The 18,683-nt window shown below is 59.6% G+C and carries 15 protein-coding genes; 2 read left to right on the forward strand and 13 right to left on the reverse strand.

Annotation, left to right across the window (positions count from 1 at the left end; genetic code table 11):
* Positions 1-2: 2 nt before the first annotated feature.
* The 8 genes from IWY39_RS17615 to IWY39_RS17645 all read right to left on the reverse strand — a co-directional run bounded on the left by IWY39_RS17615 (position 3) and on the right by IWY39_RS17645 (position 6,883).
* Entirely contained in the window at positions 3-2,126 is a 2,124-nt protein-coding gene (locus IWY39_RS17615) for a TonB-dependent siderophore receptor (RefSeq protein ID WP_107125688.1), read from the reverse strand.
* Between the two features lie 64 nt (positions 2,127-2,190).
* A complete protein-coding gene (locus IWY39_RS17620) occupies positions 2,191-2,535 on the reverse strand; it encodes a copper uptake system-associated protein (protein WP_107125689.1) in 345 nt (114 codons plus the stop codon).
* The gene (locus IWY39_RS17625) at positions 2,528-3,166 is read right to left on the reverse strand and encodes an SCO family protein (RefSeq protein ID WP_107125690.1); all 639 of its coding nucleotides are present in this window, start codon (positions 3,164-3,166) and stop codon (positions 2,528-2,530) included. The genes IWY39_RS17620 and IWY39_RS17625 overlap by 8 nt, the downstream gene beginning before the upstream one ends.
* Positions 3,153-3,482: a copper chaperone PCu(A)C gene (locus IWY39_RS17630; protein WP_181316818.1), complete on the reverse strand. Its 330-nt coding sequence runs from the start codon at positions 3,480-3,482 to the stop codon at positions 3,153-3,155. Before IWY39_RS17630 ends, IWY39_RS17625 begins: the two co-directional genes overlap by 14 nt.
* Positions 3,479-4,789, reverse strand: coding sequence for a PepSY-associated TM helix domain-containing protein (locus IWY39_RS24140; protein WP_107125692.1), 1,311 nt, complete (start codon positions 4,787-4,789; stop codon positions 3,479-3,481). The genes IWY39_RS17630 and IWY39_RS24140 overlap by 4 nt, the downstream gene beginning before the upstream one ends.
* Positions 4,786-4,929 (reverse strand): hypothetical protein, encoded by a 144-nt coding sequence (locus IWY39_RS17635; protein WP_181316806.1) that lies wholly within the window; start codon positions 4,927-4,929, stop codon positions 4,786-4,788. Before IWY39_RS17635 ends, IWY39_RS24140 begins: the two co-directional genes overlap by 4 nt.
* A 111-nt stretch (positions 4,930-5,040) precedes the next feature.
* Complete coding sequence (locus IWY39_RS17640; protein ID WP_107125694.1) at positions 5,041-5,439, reverse strand: DUF2946 family protein; 399 nt, start codon at positions 5,437-5,439, stop codon at positions 5,041-5,043.
* Between the two features lie 145 nt (positions 5,440-5,584).
* Positions 5,585-6,883, reverse strand: coding sequence for an aminotransferase class V-fold PLP-dependent enzyme (locus tag IWY39_RS17645; protein ID WP_107125740.1), 1,299 nt, complete (start codon positions 6,881-6,883; stop codon positions 5,585-5,587).
* Between the two features lie 327 nt (positions 6,884-7,210).
* On the opposite strand from IWY39_RS17645, the gene gntA reads away from it, so the two are divergent.
* The gene (gntA, locus tag IWY39_RS17650; protein ID WP_107125695.1) at positions 7,211-7,897 is read left to right on the forward strand and encodes a guanitoxin biosynthesis heme-dependent pre-guanitoxin N-hydroxylase GntA; all 687 of its coding nucleotides are present in this window, start codon (positions 7,211-7,213) and stop codon (positions 7,895-7,897) included.
* A complete protein-coding gene (locus IWY39_RS17655) occupies positions 7,894-8,493 on the forward strand; it encodes a DUF1989 domain-containing protein (protein WP_107125696.1) in 600 nt (199 codons plus the stop codon). Before gntA ends, IWY39_RS17655 begins: the two co-directional genes overlap by 4 nt.
* A gap of 174 nt (positions 8,494-8,667) precedes the next feature.
* Here the strand turns inward: IWY39_RS17655 and IWY39_RS17660 are convergent, their stop codons facing one another.
* The 5 genes from IWY39_RS17660 to IWY39_RS17680 form a co-directional block, all read right to left on the reverse strand.
* Positions 8,668-9,933 (reverse strand): MFS transporter, encoded by a 1,266-nt coding sequence (locus tag IWY39_RS17660; RefSeq protein ID WP_107125697.1) that lies wholly within the window; start codon positions 9,931-9,933, stop codon positions 8,668-8,670.
* Positions 9,934-9,935: 2 nt separating this feature from the next.
* Positions 9,936-12,620, reverse strand: a complete 2,685-nt coding sequence (locus IWY39_RS17665) for a glycoside hydrolase family 2 TIM barrel-domain containing protein (protein ID WP_107125698.1) — start codon at positions 12,618-12,620, stop codon at positions 9,936-9,938.
* A gap of 172 nt (positions 12,621-12,792) precedes the next feature.
* Positions 12,793-14,370, reverse strand: coding sequence for a carboxylesterase/lipase family protein (locus IWY39_RS17670; RefSeq protein WP_231377791.1), 1,578 nt, complete (start codon positions 14,368-14,370; stop codon positions 12,793-12,795).
* 115 nt (positions 14,371-14,485) lie between these two features.
* The gene (locus IWY39_RS17675; protein WP_107125700.1) at positions 14,486-17,410 is read right to left on the reverse strand and encodes a TonB-dependent receptor domain-containing protein; all 2,925 of its coding nucleotides are present in this window, start codon (positions 17,408-17,410) and stop codon (positions 14,486-14,488) included.
* A gap of 263 nt (positions 17,411-17,673) precedes the next feature.
* Positions 17,674-18,594, reverse strand: coding sequence for a LysR family transcriptional regulator (locus IWY39_RS17680; RefSeq protein ID WP_107125701.1), 921 nt, complete (start codon positions 18,592-18,594; stop codon positions 17,674-17,676).
* Between the last annotated feature and the right edge of the window lie 89 nt (positions 18,595-18,683).

Here is an 18,683-nt window from a genome sequence, read left to right on the forward strand (position 1 = left end):
CATCACATGCGCGCTTTTAGCGTGACGAAGGCCGAACGCGGCTGGTTGGGCGACACGACCGGATAGCCCATATAGCTGTGCGGGTCCCAGGCCCGTCGTCCGCCAAGATTGACCACGGAAAGCCCAAGGGAGAAGCGGCCGACGTCATAGGCGGCCTGCGCATCGATCACAGCATAGCCGGGCACGGCAATGCTGTTGGGCAGCGTCAGTTCGCGTGCGGTAAAGGCGGAGATGCCCGCGCCGAACGAAAGTCCCTTCGCCGGGCCATCAAGCAACCGATAGCGCGCAGCTACCCGTCCGCTATTCCTGGGTACGCGCGCGAGCCGGTCGCCCGGCGCTACGCCATCATCACGGGTGTCGCTATAGGCGTAGTTGGCGAGCAACGAGAAGGCCGGCGATGGTTCCCACACCAGATCGACCTCGACGCCGCGTGCCCGCTGCCGCCCGCTCTGGATGTAAAAGCCCACATTGGCCGGGTCGGCCGTGACGACATTATCGTGGGTCTGCCGGAACGCCGCTATGGTGCCGGAGAGGCCCGCCTTGGGCAGCGTCAGCTTCAGTCCGCCTTCGACATTGCTGGACGTTTCGGGCCGGGGCGTACCCATGCCGATGAAGCCGAAGGGCGCTCGGAAGGCCGTCGCATAGCCAGCGAACAGGGCGATCCCCGGTGCGACGTCGAATGTCGCGCCGGCCCGTGGCGAAACATGGGTGTAGCGTTTGTCATTGGCGACGCCGAAGTTGCTGTTCTCGATGAACTTCAGCGCCGTGACGCGCAATCCGCCGGTCAGGTGAAGCCGACCGAAGCTGGCCTGATCCTGTACATAGAAGGCAAAGGTCTCGAAACGGTCGTCCGTATAGCTGTTGACTGGCGTCTGGGGCGTATAGGACAGGTCATATTCGGGATCGGACAGGTCGATCGTGCCCGATGGGCTGTCGCTCACGAACAGGCCCATGCCGCTATAAAAGCTGGTCCAGTCATAATTGACACCGACGAGCAGTTCATGCGTCCCGCCCAGCAGATCAATCTTCGCGCCCAGATTGGCGTCGAACGTCGCCTCCTTCGTCCGGTTGATCATTGTGATCGGGAAAACGTCATAGATTGGGGACGTCGTGCCGGTCGGAGCCAGGCCCGGAAAGACGAAGCTACCGCTTTCGTCGACCTTGCTGTCATAATAGCGGCCAGTGACAGTGAGTTTGACAGTATCGGAGACGGCGTGGCGAAGCGTCGCCGTAGCCATGCTGTTGTCGTTCTTCGTCCGAGGCTGGCCGATCGGCGATCCGGGGAAGGCGTTGCGGTCGAGCATGTCGGCCAGCGCCGCGTCGGCGGGCAGACCGGAATATTCAAGGTTGCTGCGATGGTTGAACTGGGCCTGGAGCAGCAGGTCGGTATCGGCGTCGATCTGGAAGGACAGGCTGGGCTGGATCGACCAGCGCCTGCCCTTGATCCTGTCGATCCAGCTTGCATTGCTCTGATATTCGCCGGCCAGCCTCGCGGCGATCCCCGACGCCAGCGGGACGCTGACATCGCCATAGGGGTTCCATGTCGAAAAGCTGCCAGCGCGCAGCGCGACATAGGCTTGCGCCTTGTCACTGGGTCGCTCGGTCACGACATTGATGATGCCGCCAAGCGGCGTACCCAGCCCCCCGCCATAAAGCGTGGCGCTGGGCCCTTTGAGGACGTCGATCCGATCGACGCCGACGAGACTGGTCGGGTCATAGGCTTGCTGATTGCCCGCAAAGATCGGCAGGCCGTCGACATAGACCTCGGCCGGGAATCCCCTCAGAATTGGCGGAATGAACAGATTTTCTTCCGACCGCGTGGGGGTCACGCCCGAAACATTCACCAGCGCCTCGCCCAGGGTGCGGCGATCCTGCTCCTGCAACAAGGCGCTAGTGATGACCTGCACCGATTGCGGCACCTGGATCAGCGGCGTGTCGGTGCGCGTCGCCGAGGAGGAAGTCGGCGTAGCATAGTGCCCGCGCTCGCCGGTGACGATGATGGTGCTGGCGGTCCAGCTGGTTTCGCCATCAGTTTCCGGCGCCTGCGCGCGGGCAGCCTGCGTCAGGCAAAGCGCTGCCAGCATGGCGCTGGAAAGGCGAAGCCGCGTCGAACATGTCACTGTCATAATACCCCCATGGCCGGATGAAGCCGGCATTGTTCACAATGGATTGAATATCGGTCGCTCGGCATCAGCCGCCTTCTGCGATCTGGCTGACCAGCATTTCTGCGGCGAAATCGGGGACACCGGCGCGTTTCAGTCTTGCCTGGTCACGGATGGGGCCATTGCCGCACAGCAGCTGCGCCCATTGGCCCGATCGGCGAGCGAGCACCATGTCGCCGCGGCGCGACCCCTGTGACCAAAGGCCCAAGGCATAGTCGCCGCTGAGATAGATGCGTTCAACGGTCACGGGTGATCCGCCGACGCCCGCATTCTGTTCGATGGTCGCGCGCACCTGATCCCGATCCAACGCGCTGTTGGGGATGCACGCACTCGCCAGCAGCGAAAGCGGGAGAGCAAGGCGCCAGCTACGCACGGATCAACTCGCGCAGGCGGCCTATGCTGGTCGCCATCGGCTCGGTCGGGTCCATGACATCGACATAACGGCCCTGGCTGTCGAACAGTAATATGCCTGCGCTATGATCGATCATGTAGTCGCCGCCAGCGACCGGCACCTTCGCGAAATAGACGCCATAGCCGTTGGTGATCTGTTTGATCTGGGCGTCGGTTCCGGTGAGGCCGATGATCGGCGTGCCGAACAGGGTCAGATAATTGCCGATGTCCGCCGGCTTGTCGTGCCCTGGATCGACCGAGACGAAGACGATGTTGAACTTGTCGCCGTCCGTTCCGAGCTGCTTGCGCAGCTGCGTCATGCGGGTGAGCGTCGTCGGGCAGACATCAGGGCAGCGGGTGAAGCCGAAGAAGATGGCATAGGGCTTGCCAAGCAGTGCACGATTAGTGACGGTTCGCCCCTGCGTATCGGTCAGGGTAAACGGACCGCCAGGACCGTTAGCAGACGCCGACACGGGCGCATCGTTCACCCAACCGGGCGTGAGGATCAGCGCAGCGACCACGCCCAGCAGCAGCGCGACCAGACCGAATACCAGAAGGCCCGCTCGCCGTGACGGCGTGGCGCGATCGCCTTCGTGCGGATCAATGTCCGTCATGGCCACCCTCCATGCCGTGGGTGACCGGCTCCACCTTCAACTGAACCGTGACTGCACCCGCTTTGGCAAAGCGCAGGGTCAGCGGCACACTCTTGCCCAGCGCCAGTGGCGCTTTCAGGCCGATCAGCATGATGTGGAAGCCGCCCGGTTTCAGTTCCATGCGGCCACCCGCCGGAATGGCCAGCCCGTCAGGCAGGGGTCGCATCCGCATGATGCCGCCGTCCATCTTCATGCTGTGGATTTCGACTTTCTGGGCAACGGGGGATGTCGCGCTGACCAGAGTGTCGGGGGTTGCGCTTGCGTTGGCGATGCTCATGAACCCGCCGCCGACGCTCTGTCCCTTCGCGGTTTGTCGTGTCCAGGGGTGGTCGATGGTGACAGATCCCTTTCGATATTCGTGGGCGAGGGCCGGGATGGCGAGGAGAGGCACGGCGAGGAAAGCGGCGTGACGAAAACGCATGATGAATGCTCCTTTGCGGTGAGATCGGAAGTGATTTGCAGGCGCGACTTCGGCGCAGCACGGCGGGTGCGCCAGCGCAGCAGGCCAGTGATGAAGAGGACAGCCGGAACGAGGCCGGCGATGAAGGCCAACAGGCGTGTGGGCAGACCGCCGACTGATGCATCGTGCAGCGGGTGCAGCCAGTTGTTGATGGTGGTCGACGCGCTGGCCTTGCGCGCGTCCAGAATGGTATGGACCGCGCCCGAATAGGGGGCGATGTAGATATAGCTGTGAGGGAAGCGCCTGCTGGGATCGCCGGGTACCTGAACCCGCAGCCTGAACATGCCTGTCCTGGAGGATGGCATCTCGATCCAGGCGAGACGCGCGTTGGGAAGCGCGCGATGCCCGGCAGCAAGCGCCTTGCTTATGGTGATCGTCGGCCTGGCGCGCGGCGCGGTCTTGGGTGACGGCGTGTCATCGACAGGCGCTATTGTCCGCTCCAGCAGCCAGTTGCTCTCCTTCGGCAGCGCCAGCATGAAGCCAGTGATGGCGAACAGGATCAGCAGGACAAGGCTCCACAACCCTGCCAGCTTGTGAATGTCATACAGGCGACGAACGGGTGCGGCGCGGGGCTTGAAAGCAAGCGCCTTGCGCCAACTGCCCCTTGGCCACCAGGCAATGACGCCAGCGCCCAGCAGGACAAGGATGACAAGGCCGGACCAGCCTATGATCTGGTGCCCTGTCTCGCCGGACAGCAGGTCCATGTGCAGTTCGTAGATCCAGCTCATGGCATAATCGCCCCAGCCGTCGTGGCGCAGGACATGGGCGCCGTCCGGCGAAAGCCAGACCATCATATGCTTCGCCATATGACTGGTCGGCGCGACGGAGGGATAATAGCGCGCGGCGATCGGACCCGGTTCGCCCGTTGCTTCGAACCGCCACTGTCCGCTGGCGTCCGGCCATTGCCGATACAGGGTCGCAAGCGCCCTGTCCCAAACAGGACTGTCCCAGCCGGGCGCGGGCGCTTTCATGTTCACTTGGATCGCCGGATGTAGCGCGGCGTCGATCTCCTGATAGAAGACCAGTGCCGATCCCGTCAGTCCAAGCAGTACGAAGAGCAGACCCACGGACAGGCCAAGCCAGAGATGGATATGGCGCGCCAGGGCACGAGACCGCGACATCATGGCGCAAGCACGGCTGCGCCTGGGAAAAGCGCGATGATGATCCGCAGCGCCGTACCAAGCGCAATCAACGTCCAGGCGGATCGTCGAATCTGCCGCAGCCAGTCGATGAAGGCGTCGCGCGCCTTCCATGGAATATGCATGAAATTCTCATTCGCCTTTGGCCGCTTCCAAAGGGAAAGCGGCATACTGCATGCACAGGGCATGCGGTGGAGACGGCGAACGAGGGTGAATCGGTTCGCCGCGCGGGCCGGTCAGGCGCGCGCGGGAGGGCCTTGGGACGGCGGCGGCGGGGCAGCGAGGCGGTGAACCGTCAGGTCGGCGATCGCGCGGTCTGTGACCTGCGACGCAACCGGCACAGGCAATAGCGGCAGAAGCGAAAGGACCGGCGTCAGCAGGCCACCGCCCAATCCGGCCGCGAAGTTGCATTCACCGCCTTGGGATTGGTGATGATCGGACGGTTGGCCGCCTTTATCCAGCGGCAGCACCGCCTTGACCGCGCCCTGCCCGGTGCAGAGGGAGATGACGATGCCATCGGCGCCCTGGGTCGGCATGAAACCGGTGGGGATCGCGATCCGGATCGCCAAGGCGCAAAGCATCAGCAGGGCGAAAAGCCCGCGACATCTCCCTGGCTGCCTGATCCACCTGTTCATCGCGCTTGCCTAATGCTCGCTTCGCCGCAAGTCGATAGGGCATGATGTCCCATCGCTGTGCCGCCCCTATCGCGTAGCGCGGGAGAGATCAATTAAGCCAAAGTCGTGGGCGGCTGATCGTGGCCGGATCGCTGGCGGAAAAGCCTTACAGGAACAGGCCGCGTTCCGCCTGTATGGCACGCACCAGCCGGTCCAGTTCTCCGCTAGTGTTGAACAGCGCCGGCGTGACACGCAGGACCGGGCCGGATGCCAGACCGGCCTTTGCGACGACCAGCAGCTTATGCCTTTCAATAAAGCGCGCCTGCGCCTGCCTCGCTTGGTCGCCAGTCTTCATGCCGGGTAAGCGAAAGGCGCTGATCGCGCCATAATTGTCCTTTTCCTGCGGCAACATCATCTCCACGCCCCGAATGTCGGAGGCGCGCGCAACCCAATAGTCGCGCAGGGCGCGCAAATGCGCAAACTTGCGGTTGATCCCGATCCGCGTCTGCATCGCCACGGCGCTAGGAATGGTGAGGCGCGCGGCGAAATCGACCGTACCGGTCGGGATGCGCGCGCGAATATCATCGACCGGGTGGATCCGGTTGCCAAGCCAGGGAAGAATATCCTTCTGACGCGCCTTGCGGATGTAGATGGCGCCGGTTCCAAGCGGCGCGGCCAGCCATTTGTGGAGAGAGAAGCCGATGAAATCCGCGCCGATCTCATCCACATTGAATGGCATCTGGCCGACTGCCTGCGCGCTGTCGAGAATGACATCCACCCTATGCGCCTTGGCCATGGCGACGATTTCCCCGACGGGCGGGATGAGGCCATTTCGGTTCGATACATGGGTCAGCAGCAGCAGTTTCGCGCGTGGCGTGTCCTTCAGTATCTTTTCGTAAGCAGCCAGGATGTTGGCGCGGCTGTGGGGTTCCGGAAGGGAAAAGCGGACGACCCTGGCGCCCCGGCTCTGCTCCAGATAGTCCATCGCATATTGCATCTCGTCATAATCGACATCGCAATAGATGACTGCGTCCCCCGCCTTGAGCAGCGCATAATTGGCGATCAGCGCGTAGAGCGCCTCGGTCCCGCCGCCTGCCAGCGCGATTTCGTCGGGCTGGGCACCGATCATGTGCGAAACCGCATCGCGCGACTTGTCCAGCTCAGCGTCGCGGGGCGCGCCTGGCACGGCGCTGCGCAGAAAGGTGGAATTGTAGCGGTTCATCCAGCCTGTCTTTTCCATATAGACGGCATGGACCGGTCGGGTCATCGCCCCATAATAGGCTGCGTCGAAATTCACGATGGCGCGGTCGACATCGTAGAGGCTCGCCAGTTGCCGCTGGAGGGCATCGAAACCCAGGTCGTCAGGCAGGACCGGCAGCGGCGTTTCGGCGCCTTCAGCTACAGACGCAAATGTCAGCATGGGCGCCATAGTAGCGGTGGCCAAAAGATCGCGACGATTGAGCATGAAAGGGACTCCTGACTTTTCGATCGAGACGTTGGGGTACCCCATATCCACCATGTCGACCCACGATGAGGCCGACATTGATCCATACCCCATATGCGCGATCCAAAATCCCGGACCATGAAGGAGACAGGGCATGTCGTCCAAGGCGCACAAGACCGTCTGGAAGCCGAACCCTGTGAAGCGATGCGCCAAGTGGCGACGGTGAGAGCGACATGGCGGACAATGGACTAATCTCGATCAGCCAGATTTTGGGTCGAAGCCATGAAGCGAACTCCTTAAGCTATGCGTTGGGAATGCCGTCTCAAGTTCAATTGTTTGAGGAGCGTTATGTTTCCCTGGACCCATAAGTCGCAACAGCAGCTTGAAGAGGAATTGCAGGCGCATATCGCAGCGCCCGCCTTTCCTTGTGTCGGCGCAAAAGCTGCTCTTGCAAAAGGCAATTTGACGGTCCTCGCCTGCGATCGCATTGACAGCGCCTGGGACGATCTTCGCATTCATGACGGTCTTCTTGGCTTCACACACGACTATCATGCCCATCCCGGACTTTTTCGCAGTTTCGCGGCAGTGTTTGTGGGGCCTGACGACCTTTCCGAAGAGGCGTTCGAACATGCTCTCTGGGATCGTGTCCAATCGTTGAGCGACAAGGATGCCTGGCGCGGTCAGGGCTATGACGATCGGGTCAGCGCCGATCCCTCCAATCCCCATTTTTCGTTAAGTTTTGGTGGCGAGGCCTTTTTCATCGTCGGTCTTCACCCTCAGGCAAGCCGCCCGGCCCGGCGCTTTGCTCATCCCACGCTCGTCTTCAATCTGCATGACCAGTTCGAACAGCTTCGTGCCGAAGGGAAATATGAAGGCATGCGCGAGAAAATTCTCGTCCGCGATGAGGCGCTGGCCGGATCGCGTAATCCAATGCTCCAGCGTTTCGGAGAGAATAGCGAGGCGCGGCAATATTCAGGTAGGCAGGTGGAGGAAGATTGGGAGGCGCCATTTGAATATCAGGGAGACAGGCCATGAGGGGCGAGACACATGCCATCCCTGAACGGAGCGGGACGGCATTCCGGCTTCTCAAGGGCGCGCTCCTCACCGTCATCGACCCCAGGGGCGGGCAGGTTGCCGATCTGCTTGCCTATAATGCGGTGGATGTGCGGGAAGTGATATCGTCCGGCCGTACGCTCGATTATGCCGAAACCATAAGCCTGACGACCGGGCATCATCTCTATTCCAACCGGTCGCAGGTCATGCTGACCATTGTCGATGACAGTGTAGGGCAACATGATTTCCTGCTGACTCCCTGTTCGATCGACACGTTCCACCACTTCTATCCCGATCTCGAACCGCATCGGGGCTGCTTTGGCAATCTTGTTGAAGCGCTCGCACCTTATGGGATCGAACCGGATGCGATCCCCGTCGCCTTCAATTGCTTCATGAACGTACCAGTTGGACCGTCAGGAAAGCTGGAGGTTCTCCCGCCAGTCAGCAAGGCGGGTGATCATATCTGTTTTCGCGCGGAAATAGACCTCATCATCGGGTTGACGGCCTGCTCGGCTCCGGCCTCAAACGGTGGCACCTTCAAGCCGATCCACTATCAAATATCGGACATCGTCGACTGAGTCAGGAGTGCCGCGCATCCAAATTTGCGTGGAGCAGGTTTGGTGCCCAAGCTTGACCATTCTTCCTGGCTACCAGGCTTGGACATCGGACCTCGCCTGCTAGGCCGGATAAGCCTCGACGAAGCGTCGCCAGAAATGCATCACCATTCCCGCAAATATCTAATAGCCTGCCCTTCAGTCGGCCAATGACCGCTTTCTGAGTAAGAACCACAAAATGGCCATCCCGATCAGGTCAAGCGCGCCCAGCATGGCAAAGAGCGGGCTATAACCGAAAGTATCAGCGCTCTGCCCTATGGCCAGGGTGAAGAGCATGCCGCCAATCCACGCCGCAGTCCCGGCCATGCCGCTTGCGGTGCCAACCATACGGCTGTCGAACACGTCGGAACACAAGGTAATCAACGCGCCGTTCAACATCTGATGGGCAAAGCCGCCAATGCAGAAAAGAGCGATGGCCAACCCAGGCGAACCGGCAAGACCGATGCAGGCAGGCCCGATCATGCATATCGCACCGATCGACATGGTGATTTTACGCGATTCCAGCACATTTGCGCCGCGCTTCATCAGCCAAGGCGGTAGCAGCCCTGCCGCCAGGGAACCTAGATCGGCCGCGACGAAAGGCATCCACGCCCATAAAGCAATGCTCTGGAGATCAAGCTTCCAGACGGTGACAAGATAGAGCGGGATGAAGAAATTGAATGTCTGCCAGGCCGGCTCGGCAAAGAAGCGCGGAATGGCGATCGCCCAGAAGCCACGCGATTTCAGAACCTCGCCCCGCGTTGAAGGACGGCCCGCTTCATCGCCTTGGGCCTGCCCTGCCGCGATCAATGCCCGTTCGTCGGCCCCCAGTGCCCGATGCTGATCAGGGGTATCATAGCTGAACCACCATATCGTCGCCCAGATCAGGCTTAGCGCGCCAGTGACGAGGAATGCGGACTCCCATCCCCATGTGAGAATGCAGAAGACGACGATCGGCGGGGCAGCGATGGCGCCTACGCTCGTTCCCATCTGAAAAGCGCTGGTTGCAAGTGGCCTTTCACGCGCCGGAAACCATTCCGAAACCGACTTGGCGCCTGCTGGTATGGCGGCAGCCTCTGTCGCGCCTAGCAGGCCGCGGAAAAATGCCAACCCCTGCCAACTGGTCGCAAAACCATGCGCCATGTTGGCAAACGCCCAGCCTACCGCAAACAGGAAAAAGCCCAGCCGCGTTCCGAGCAGATCTAGAACCGCACCTGCGACCGTCTGCATGACGGTATAGGCCAGCTGAAAGGACAGAACGACATAGCTGTAGCTTTCCGTCGTCATTCCTAGCTCGTCCTTGAGCGTAGGCGCCGCGACAGACAGCGTCGAGCGGGCAAGATAGTTCAGGACGGTACCGATAGTCACCAGGCTGATAATCCACCACCGAAGGTGACGGATGGGTTTGCGGCCCCTTCCTGCCATGATCAGCGCTTTCCTGCTGCTGGCAGTATCTCGATGGCAGACACGATCGCATCGCCCACGCGCGGTTTGAACGCGATAGCGATGCCGTCCTTGCCCGCGACGGCCGGAAACGCTCGATCCACAGCCTTCAGTGCGCCCCCCGCCGCAGAAGCGACGTCAAAGCCGGACAGCACCGTCTTGCCGTTAATCTCCACATCGAATGTCCGCTTGCCTGCCGCCAGCGAAGGTTCGACAAAATGCAGAACGACCATATATTGTCCAGGCTTTGCCGGAACGACATATCGGAAATCACCTGCGCGGAACGTCGCCATGATATCGCGGACATCCGTTCCCTCAATCACCGAGGGCTGAATCGGCGCCCAGCGGTTCTTGCGCGTATCGGCGGTATCGGCGCGACCACCCATGAAAAAGGCGTCCGAACCGAAATGCGCCTTCGCCTTTGCGGCCAGGATCGCGCCGCTGTCGATCCGAAATGCATTGGCAACATCATCATCCAGCTGCCAACGCGCTGTGTCAGACAATATGCCTTCGGCAAAACGCGCCCGCGCTTCCAGCCTATTGTCGCCCGCCTCCAGTCGCACCGCAGGCCATACGCATGTTGCAAAGGCGCAATCGGGCCGCATCCCCAGCGATCGCCCGTTCAACAGCAATTCGGTTTCAGCCGCATTGCTGTATATTTTGATGTCCGTCACGCCATAAGCGCGTTGGACATACCGCTTGCCTGCTATCTGGACGGCGGGCTTGGCCGACCAATTGACGCGATAATACCACCAAGCGTCCTTACGGATCGCCCCATCATAAGTGGCCAACCCCTTGGTGTTGATATCGACCGAATCTCCTTCCTTGCGAACCTTGGTCGCAAAATCGAAGCTGTTCCAGAGCCAACTCGCCCACAGATAAGGCTTGCTGGCAATCTGCGGCCAGACCCGTTCATGCAGCCAGGCCTGATATTCCTCAGGCTGGGCGCGGCCGGACGGGTCAATCGGCCCGCCTTCCGGGTCATCGCTGTGCTGCGATGTCGCGCCCCCTGCACCATATTCTGTAAGGGCGAGCGGCTGGCTTCCATGCTTGCGATGCTGGGCATCAAGAACGGCAGAGAAATCGCCAACCTTGCCATAATACCAACCCATGTAGCGATTGATCCCCAACGCGTCGGTTATTCCCGACACATCCGGCACGCCCTCCATGCCATTGTCCTCGCAACAATTGGCCAGTGCGGTAGGCCGCCCGACATCTTCCATCTTGGCAAGACTGTTCAATTCCACCAGCAATCCTCGTGGATCAGGAACTTCCGAAACGGGCTTGCCAATGAAACCGGGGCGATTGGGTCCGAAATCGACCTCGTTGGCGATGCCCCATACAGCTACCGACGGGTGATTGTAATTTTGCCGGATCAATTCGACCAGTTGCTGCCGGGCATTGTCCAGGACAGCCTTGGGCGCTTCCTTCTCTTCCGGCTTGATCGTCCATGTGGTGACAAGCGGGATTTCATCCCACAGTATCAGGCCCATCCGATCGGCAAGGTCATGCACTGTCTGGCCATGCTGATAATGTGTGAGACGGATGCTGTTCGCGCCCATTTCACGGATGGTCGATACCATCTTCTCGATCTCGGCCTCGCTTAAAGCCCAACCTGCATTTCCGCTATCCTGATGCAGCCCGACGCCATGCAACCGATATGGCTTTTCATTTAGAAAAAAGCCCTGATTGTCGTCCAGTCGCATGGTGCGAATGCCGAAAGCCTGCTCCACGCTATCCAGCAGCGCGCCCTTTGCATCCCGCAATTCTGCTATCATCGTGTAGAGATATGGATCGTCCACACCCTGCCACAGATGCGGGTTCTCCACATCGATTTGCGCCGTGGCTTCCTGTCCGGACCGGGCATTGATCCGAACGGCATTTTCCTGACGCGCCACGTCCCGCCCGTCGCGATCCACCAAACGAATGGTCATACGTCCGCGCATCGATCGCGCACCGTCATTGTTCATGCGAACATTGACGGCTATTTTCGCCTTGCCATCCTGGATCGTCAACGTCCGTGCATAAACCCCGCTGCCGCCATGATCGAGCATAGCGAAATGCGCGTCGTTGGTGATGACGGCACTGACAGGACGATACAGGCCGCCATGGACGAAAAAATCGCCCGCCAGGGGCAAGGTAGGTTGCACCCCCGTGGTTTCAGGCTCTCGATTATCAACCTTGACCAAAAGCAGATTGTCTTGGCCAGATCGATAGGCTGATGTCGCATCGAACCGGAAGCGGGAAAAACCGCCGGCATGGTCTCCAAGCTTCTGGCCGTTGAGCCAGACCTCGGCAGTCCGGCTCGCTGCGTCGAACTGAAGCCAAAGCCGCTTGTTCCTGGGCAATATATTGGCGGGCAGCGTCAATCGATACCAGCCTACGCCTTGCGTCTGATCGACTTTACGCGTGATGGTCTTTGCGGCAGCGGTCCCTTCATTGTAAAGGCCGATGCGGTTCCAGCTATGCGGCACCTTGACCTGCTGCCAATTCACGTCGGGCGCAGGCGCGGCGATCGGGTCGCCCAGATGAAATTCCCACCCGTCAGCCATCGTGCGAATGACGCGCACTTCATTCGCGGCGACCCCTGAAGAGGATTGGCCAAGCGCTGCCTCTTGCGTCGTCACCGATCCCAGAAGCGTCGATATGATCAGCAGGGAACGCTTCATGGACATTACTCTCTCCTATCATGGCCAAACTGAATGACGGGCTAGGCCAAGATCAGACCAGTCCCGCGGCCGCGTCGCATTTCAACAAACAAGGTGCTGGCTGGCGCCATAAACTATCCCCTTCGCCAAGCCAGCGAGCGCGGGGGTGCAGCCCCGCACAATATCAATCTTTTCACTCCCCGACCCGGCCTTCCGCCCTTTCCGCGGTTACCGAACGAAAGAAATCCAGCTTTTCAGCAGATGGCCACATGCCGACCGTCATGGTCTCGCCAAATCTGATCAGGTTACGACGATCCGGCGTATAAGCATCCCAATCGACATTGGCGGCCTGCGGTCGGCCAGTTCGCGCGAACGACACGAGGGCCTTGGTCATCGCCAGACTCATCGCCCTGTCAGCGGCCGTCCAGTCGCGCGTCTGGCGAAACAGGTTAAAGCTATCGAGCGTACCTAACCAGAACGGCACCTCCGATGTATGATAGGCTCCAGCAGTCGCGACATCGGTCCCCTCGATCACTGCGCCTGGCGTGAATGGTGGAACACGCGCGAATTCATATGCGAATACAGGCATTTTTCCATGCCGCACCTGGGCATTGGCCCATGCGTCCATGCCTACCGCCATTGTACCATCGCGATCAGCCAGTCGGGCTTGCGCCCGTGCCTGCGCATCATCGTCGGCTGGATATAAAGCAAGGAATTTCGCCGCGCGCGATCCAAATTTCTTCTGCACCTTCGTCTTGTAGTCGGACAGGTCAGCTACCGGGCCGATACCGCCAAAGGATTCATCGCGCGTGAAACCAAGAATGAGTGGTACGTCGGCCTGTTTGCCTTCCGCGAACACCTTTTCGACCGGTTGGGCAACAACATAGCCATCCACTACCGGCCCGATCTTCGGCCCGTTCGCCGACCGGGGAAGCATCAATCGATCAGCCGGCATTGCCCGCAGGTCCGCCAGCGATCCGGCCTTTAGAAAGGTTTGTAGATTGATGCCCTGCTTTTCCGCGTCCGTCATCGTCAGCAGCGCGCTGGGGCCTTCAAGCAGCGATCCGCTCATTCCCACCGCGCGCTGGAAAAGTCCGCGCGCCAAAGGAGATGCCTGCAACATATTGACGGACATGGAGCCAGCGGATTGCCCGGCGATGGTGACATTGTCAGGATCGCCGCCAAATTGGGCGATGTTGCGCTTTATCCATTTCAGCGCAGCAATCTGATCCAGGAATGCGTAGTTGCCCGACGTACCGTGCGGGGATTCCTTCGACAGGTCAGGGTGCGCCATCATACCAAGCACACCAAGACGATAATTGAAATTGACGAAAACTGCCCCTTCCCGGGCAATAGCTGCGCCGCCGTACATCGGCATGGACGCCGAGCCGATGAAGAAGGCGCCACCGTGGATATAGACGATTACGGGCGCCTTTTTCAGGCCCGGCTTCGCCCAGATGTTGAGATAGAGGCAATCCTCGCTGGTAACTTCGGCACCCGAATAGGAATTGGTCAACATGCCACGTTGCGGCTGGGGACATTGAGGGCCGTAGCGATCCGCATGAAAAGTGCCGCGCCAATGGCTGGCGGGTTGCGGATCACGCCAGCGCTGCTCACGCACCGGCGGCGCGGCGTAGGGTATGCCGAGAAACGCCTCCTCGCCGGTTGGAAGCAGCGTCCCCTGAAGCTCCCCCCCTTCAACCCTGACGCGCGGCATCGACGAAGGTGCAGGCGCAGCGACGACAGGCAGGCCCGCGATCAGCAATCCCATGACCAAAACAGTTTTCAGACAGCGCATGTCGATCCTTCCACCATTACGGCCCGACTGGGATGAAGGGCGAGGCATTCTGACAGACCGCCGTCCGCCATCCTGCCCCGCCATTTGCTTAGAAATTGAAACGGACACCGCCCTTATAGGTACGGCCCATCAGATCATAATAAGCGCTGCCATTTGCGGGCAATGGGGGATCCTTGTCGAACACATTGTCCACGTTAAAATAGACTGTGAACTGCTTTTCAGCGCCAAAGGCATAACGAACACCTAGGTCGAGATAGGCTACGGCCGGAATGTCATTATTGTTGATGCTGGTCGACGCCGCCGGGTTATATTGTGGATCATCCGGACCGAACAGGCCGTTATTCTGCTTCGACTTCGATATCCAGCGTGCATTCGCATTCACGCCAAAACCGGAATTCTCGTAATCCAGGGTGACGTTGAACAGCCATTTGGGAAGGCCCGCAGCCCCGCCAAACTGTGCGCCTGTCTGCCCCGCACGGTCGATACCGTTCGGAAAGAGCGCCGAGACGTCAACCGAAGATTCAAACGACATAACATGGGTTGCCAGCAGGTTGGCCGTCAGGTTGCCGCCGGCAACAGACTGATTGTAGGTAGCCTGAAAATCGAGTCCCTTCGTCTTGAACTCTGCCACGTTAGCCGTGACACCGCGCACGCCGGTCAACTGACCTGCGACAGGATCATTATTGGCGAAGCTGATCAAAGAACACCAGCTGTTGCCAGTATAGGTTCCGCCAACAAAGCAGTTGTTGACGACATTCTGCGTGCTGGTCGAAGTGATCGCATCCTTGATACGGATGTTATAATAATCGACCGACAGACGAAGCGCGCGCAGGAATTCGGGTTGATACGTCACGCCTACGGTTTGGGTGATCGACTTTTCCGGTGTCAGATCCTGGTTGCCGCCAACCACGAACCCTGCATTGTTCGTGGGTCGTGCGATATTGGGACGCGGATCGGTCGGCAATGGCAAAGATTGCGTCTGTGGCGTGAACAATTCGATCAGGTTGGGGGCACGAATGTCGCGCGACCGCGTCGTGCGGAACATCAGCCCATCGATCACTTCCCAGGTAAGGCCAGCTTTCCAGGTCGTTACGCTGCCCGACGTACTATAGTCAGTGATGCGCGCAGCACCGTTCAACTCGATCTTGCGCGCAAAGGCCATATCCTGCGCCAGCGGAACGATGGCTTCGACATAGGCTTCCTTCACATTTTGGCTGACCTTGGGCAGCGTCAATCCAGCCCCCGACAACCAACCGTTAGCCCGCGAAACCGCGTCCGTTGTGAGTTCAACGGACTCTTTGCGATATTCCGCGCCGACACCGACAGAGACCGGACCCGCCCAGGTCGAAAACGGCTCGCCCTGCACATTGGCAGCAAAATCATTGAGCTGCGTCTTGCCGCGGCCGATGGCCGTACCCATTGCATAGGAACGCGCCGCGTCCGAAGCCACGGCCGAACCCAGAATATTGATTGGCACGCAGCCCGCTGCGCGCGCAGCCGCATTGCGGCAAACAATCTGTCCGTCGACAGTTACAGCGTCAATCGCATTGCGGAAGTTGGCGTTGTTGAAGGTATTGGCGATCGAGACGCTCGATATATTCTGACCGTAAAGATAGGAAGCGTCCCATTTCCACGACCCGCCAAAGCTCCCTTTCAAGCCGGTGTGGACGCGGAATAGTTCATTCTCGATGATGCGCCTGGATGGACCGAAATCCTGGCCCGAATATCCCACCGACAACCCGGTTGCCGGCACCAGCGCCAGTTGCGCGGGTGTCAGAGCCTGTGCCAGATAGGCATTGTCTCGTGCGATATTGAGCGCTGGGCCCGCGCCTGCACCGTCACGGCGAACGATAACGATGCCTTCGGTCCGCACGCTGGAATACATCGGCGTGACAAACAGGCTGAGGCTGTCGTTAAAATCAAAAGACAGTTTGGAAATCGCGTTGAAGCGCGACTGTTTGGGTCGAAGCTGCTGCGGATTGAGATTGTTGATTCCTGCCGCGATGTTGGCGGCAAGTGCGGTGGGCGAGAAGAAGTCAAGGCTGGACGTAAGGTTGCTCAATCCTCGATTGAACGTCGTCGTCGTGACGGCACCGGCGGAATTGCGCACGAATGCCAACCCCTGCAGCGCGCCGGCGGAGAGGATCACGCCGCCGCTGCTACCCGTTCCATAATAGTTGCCGTTCGGGCCCAGCACATTTGCCGCCGTGCCCGCGGGCCGATTGGCAATAACCGCCGAGTTCCAAGCTTCCCGGCCCCAGCCGCGCCGGGTGTTATAAGCCCCCGTACCGCCATCATCATTATATTCAAAGCCGGCCACGAAATGACCGCGGCCATCCGCGAAGTTCGCCCCGGCGGCCAATGTTGCAAACTTGCTTTTCGCGTCGTTGTAGCGCGTTTCGCTATACTGGGCAGAACCCTTTATCCCCACGAAACGATCATCAAGCTGAAAGTTGATGACACCCGCTACAGCATCAGACCCATAAGCCGCCGATGCGCCGCCGGTGACGACGTCGGAGTTCTTGATCAATACGGTCGGAATGACGTTGAGATCTGTGGAACCGGCGGACGTGGTCAGGCCGGGCGTGATTGTCTGGGGAAGGCGGGCACGATCCAGCAGCACGAGGGTCCGCGTTGGCCCCAGACCGCGAAGGTCCGCAAGAAACGCGCCTGAATTGCCCAACCCGCCGGCATTTGGCGAAACAGCCGCGCGAAACGCAGGAACACGATTTATCGCGTCGCCAACATTGGTGATGGCTCGCGCCTCCAGAAATTCCTGCCCGATCACAGTTGTCGGAGTAGGCGCCGTATAACCGCTGCGCGACAGGCGGGACGCTGTCACGACGATGTCTTGGCCGGACGAAGATGCCTCATCCTGCGGCGCAGAGCCGGTTGTCGAGTCCTGCGCGAATGCGACGCCGGCGGGCAGGCACAAACCAGCACCGGCGAGAAGGCACAGCTTGATCGAACGGTTGATATCCGTCGTCGATGACTTGAACCGGCTGATTTTCATTTTCTATCCCCTCTTTTACGCCCGTGATCGGCTAGACATTTGGTTTGTCCAATTTTTACGGATCGGCGCATGATTAAACCAGTGATTTTTATTTCTCGTTATCCATCAACAGGATTGATGAATGATCACAGGTAAGAAAGTGGCTTCTGGCGCGACGTAACAGAGATTTGCCATCTCCACACACGCGCCACAGTTCCGCGTGTTGCGAATTGGCTACATGAGAACTGCAAAAAATCGCTAAAGTGGCAATACCATCATAGACCTTATTGACAATCCAATTCGGTGTTGAACGCGTTTGCCGCCTGGCCAAGCTGCGCCCGTAGCCAGTTGAGGCCGGGGTCGGCTGCGCGCGCCTGATGATATTGCATCATCTCCTGCATGACGGGTAAAGGCGTCGGTGGCTGCATGATGCGAAGCGGCAGCGCATTGGCCATAACCTTGGCCAGCCTTTCGTGCATCAACGCAAGTCGAGTTGTCCCCGGCAGCATCCAGGCCACCTGACTAAACGCGGCGCACCAGATTTCAATTCGCCGACGATCGCCGCGGTCTCGCAGATGATTGTCTATAAATGTGCCATCCCGCGACACGCTTACTGTCACATGCCCTGCCTGATAATAAATCTCTTCCGTCAACTCCTGCTGGATATGCGGATTGCCGGTCCACCCAACGACGACATGATTTTCTTCAAAGAGCAGCTCCTTGGGATGCTGGCCTTCCAGAAAGCGTTCGGGCGATATGATGAGGTCGATGTCACCATCCTCGAGCCTCTCGCTGATATTGTTGCGGGGCAGAGTGATTTCCAGGCGCACCTGCGGGGCGATAAGCTGTAGTCGCTCGACGAGCGGACCTATCAGTACGGTCGTGACATAATCCGATGCGACGATACGGAACAGGCGTTGGCTGTCAGCCGGGTTGAACGCCAGTCCGCGCGATATGAGACCCCGCAAATCCGCGACGAGCGCGGAAATTTCCGGTGCAAGCGACAAGGCTGCCGCAGTGGGGATCATCTTCTTTCCATGCTGCACCAATATGTCGTCTGCAAAAGCCTCTCGCAGTCGCCTTAATGCCGCGCTCATGGCTGATTGCGTGAGGTTGAGGCGCTTCGCAGCGCGAGTGACATTTCGCTCTTCCACCAGAATGTCGAAAGCCACGAGCAAATTGAGGTCGAACCGGTCGAGCCGCATGTACCATCACTTTCATTGATCAATAATGAGATATATCATCCATTTTACGTTATCTTATTGATGTGTCACTCCCCTTTCGTCCGACGCAG

Origin of the sequence: Sphingobium sp. JAI105, from assembly GCF_015752145.1 — a bacterium.
Taxonomy (GTDB): domain Bacteria; phylum Pseudomonadota; class Alphaproteobacteria; order Sphingomonadales; family Sphingomonadaceae; genus Sphingobium; species Sphingobium xenophagum.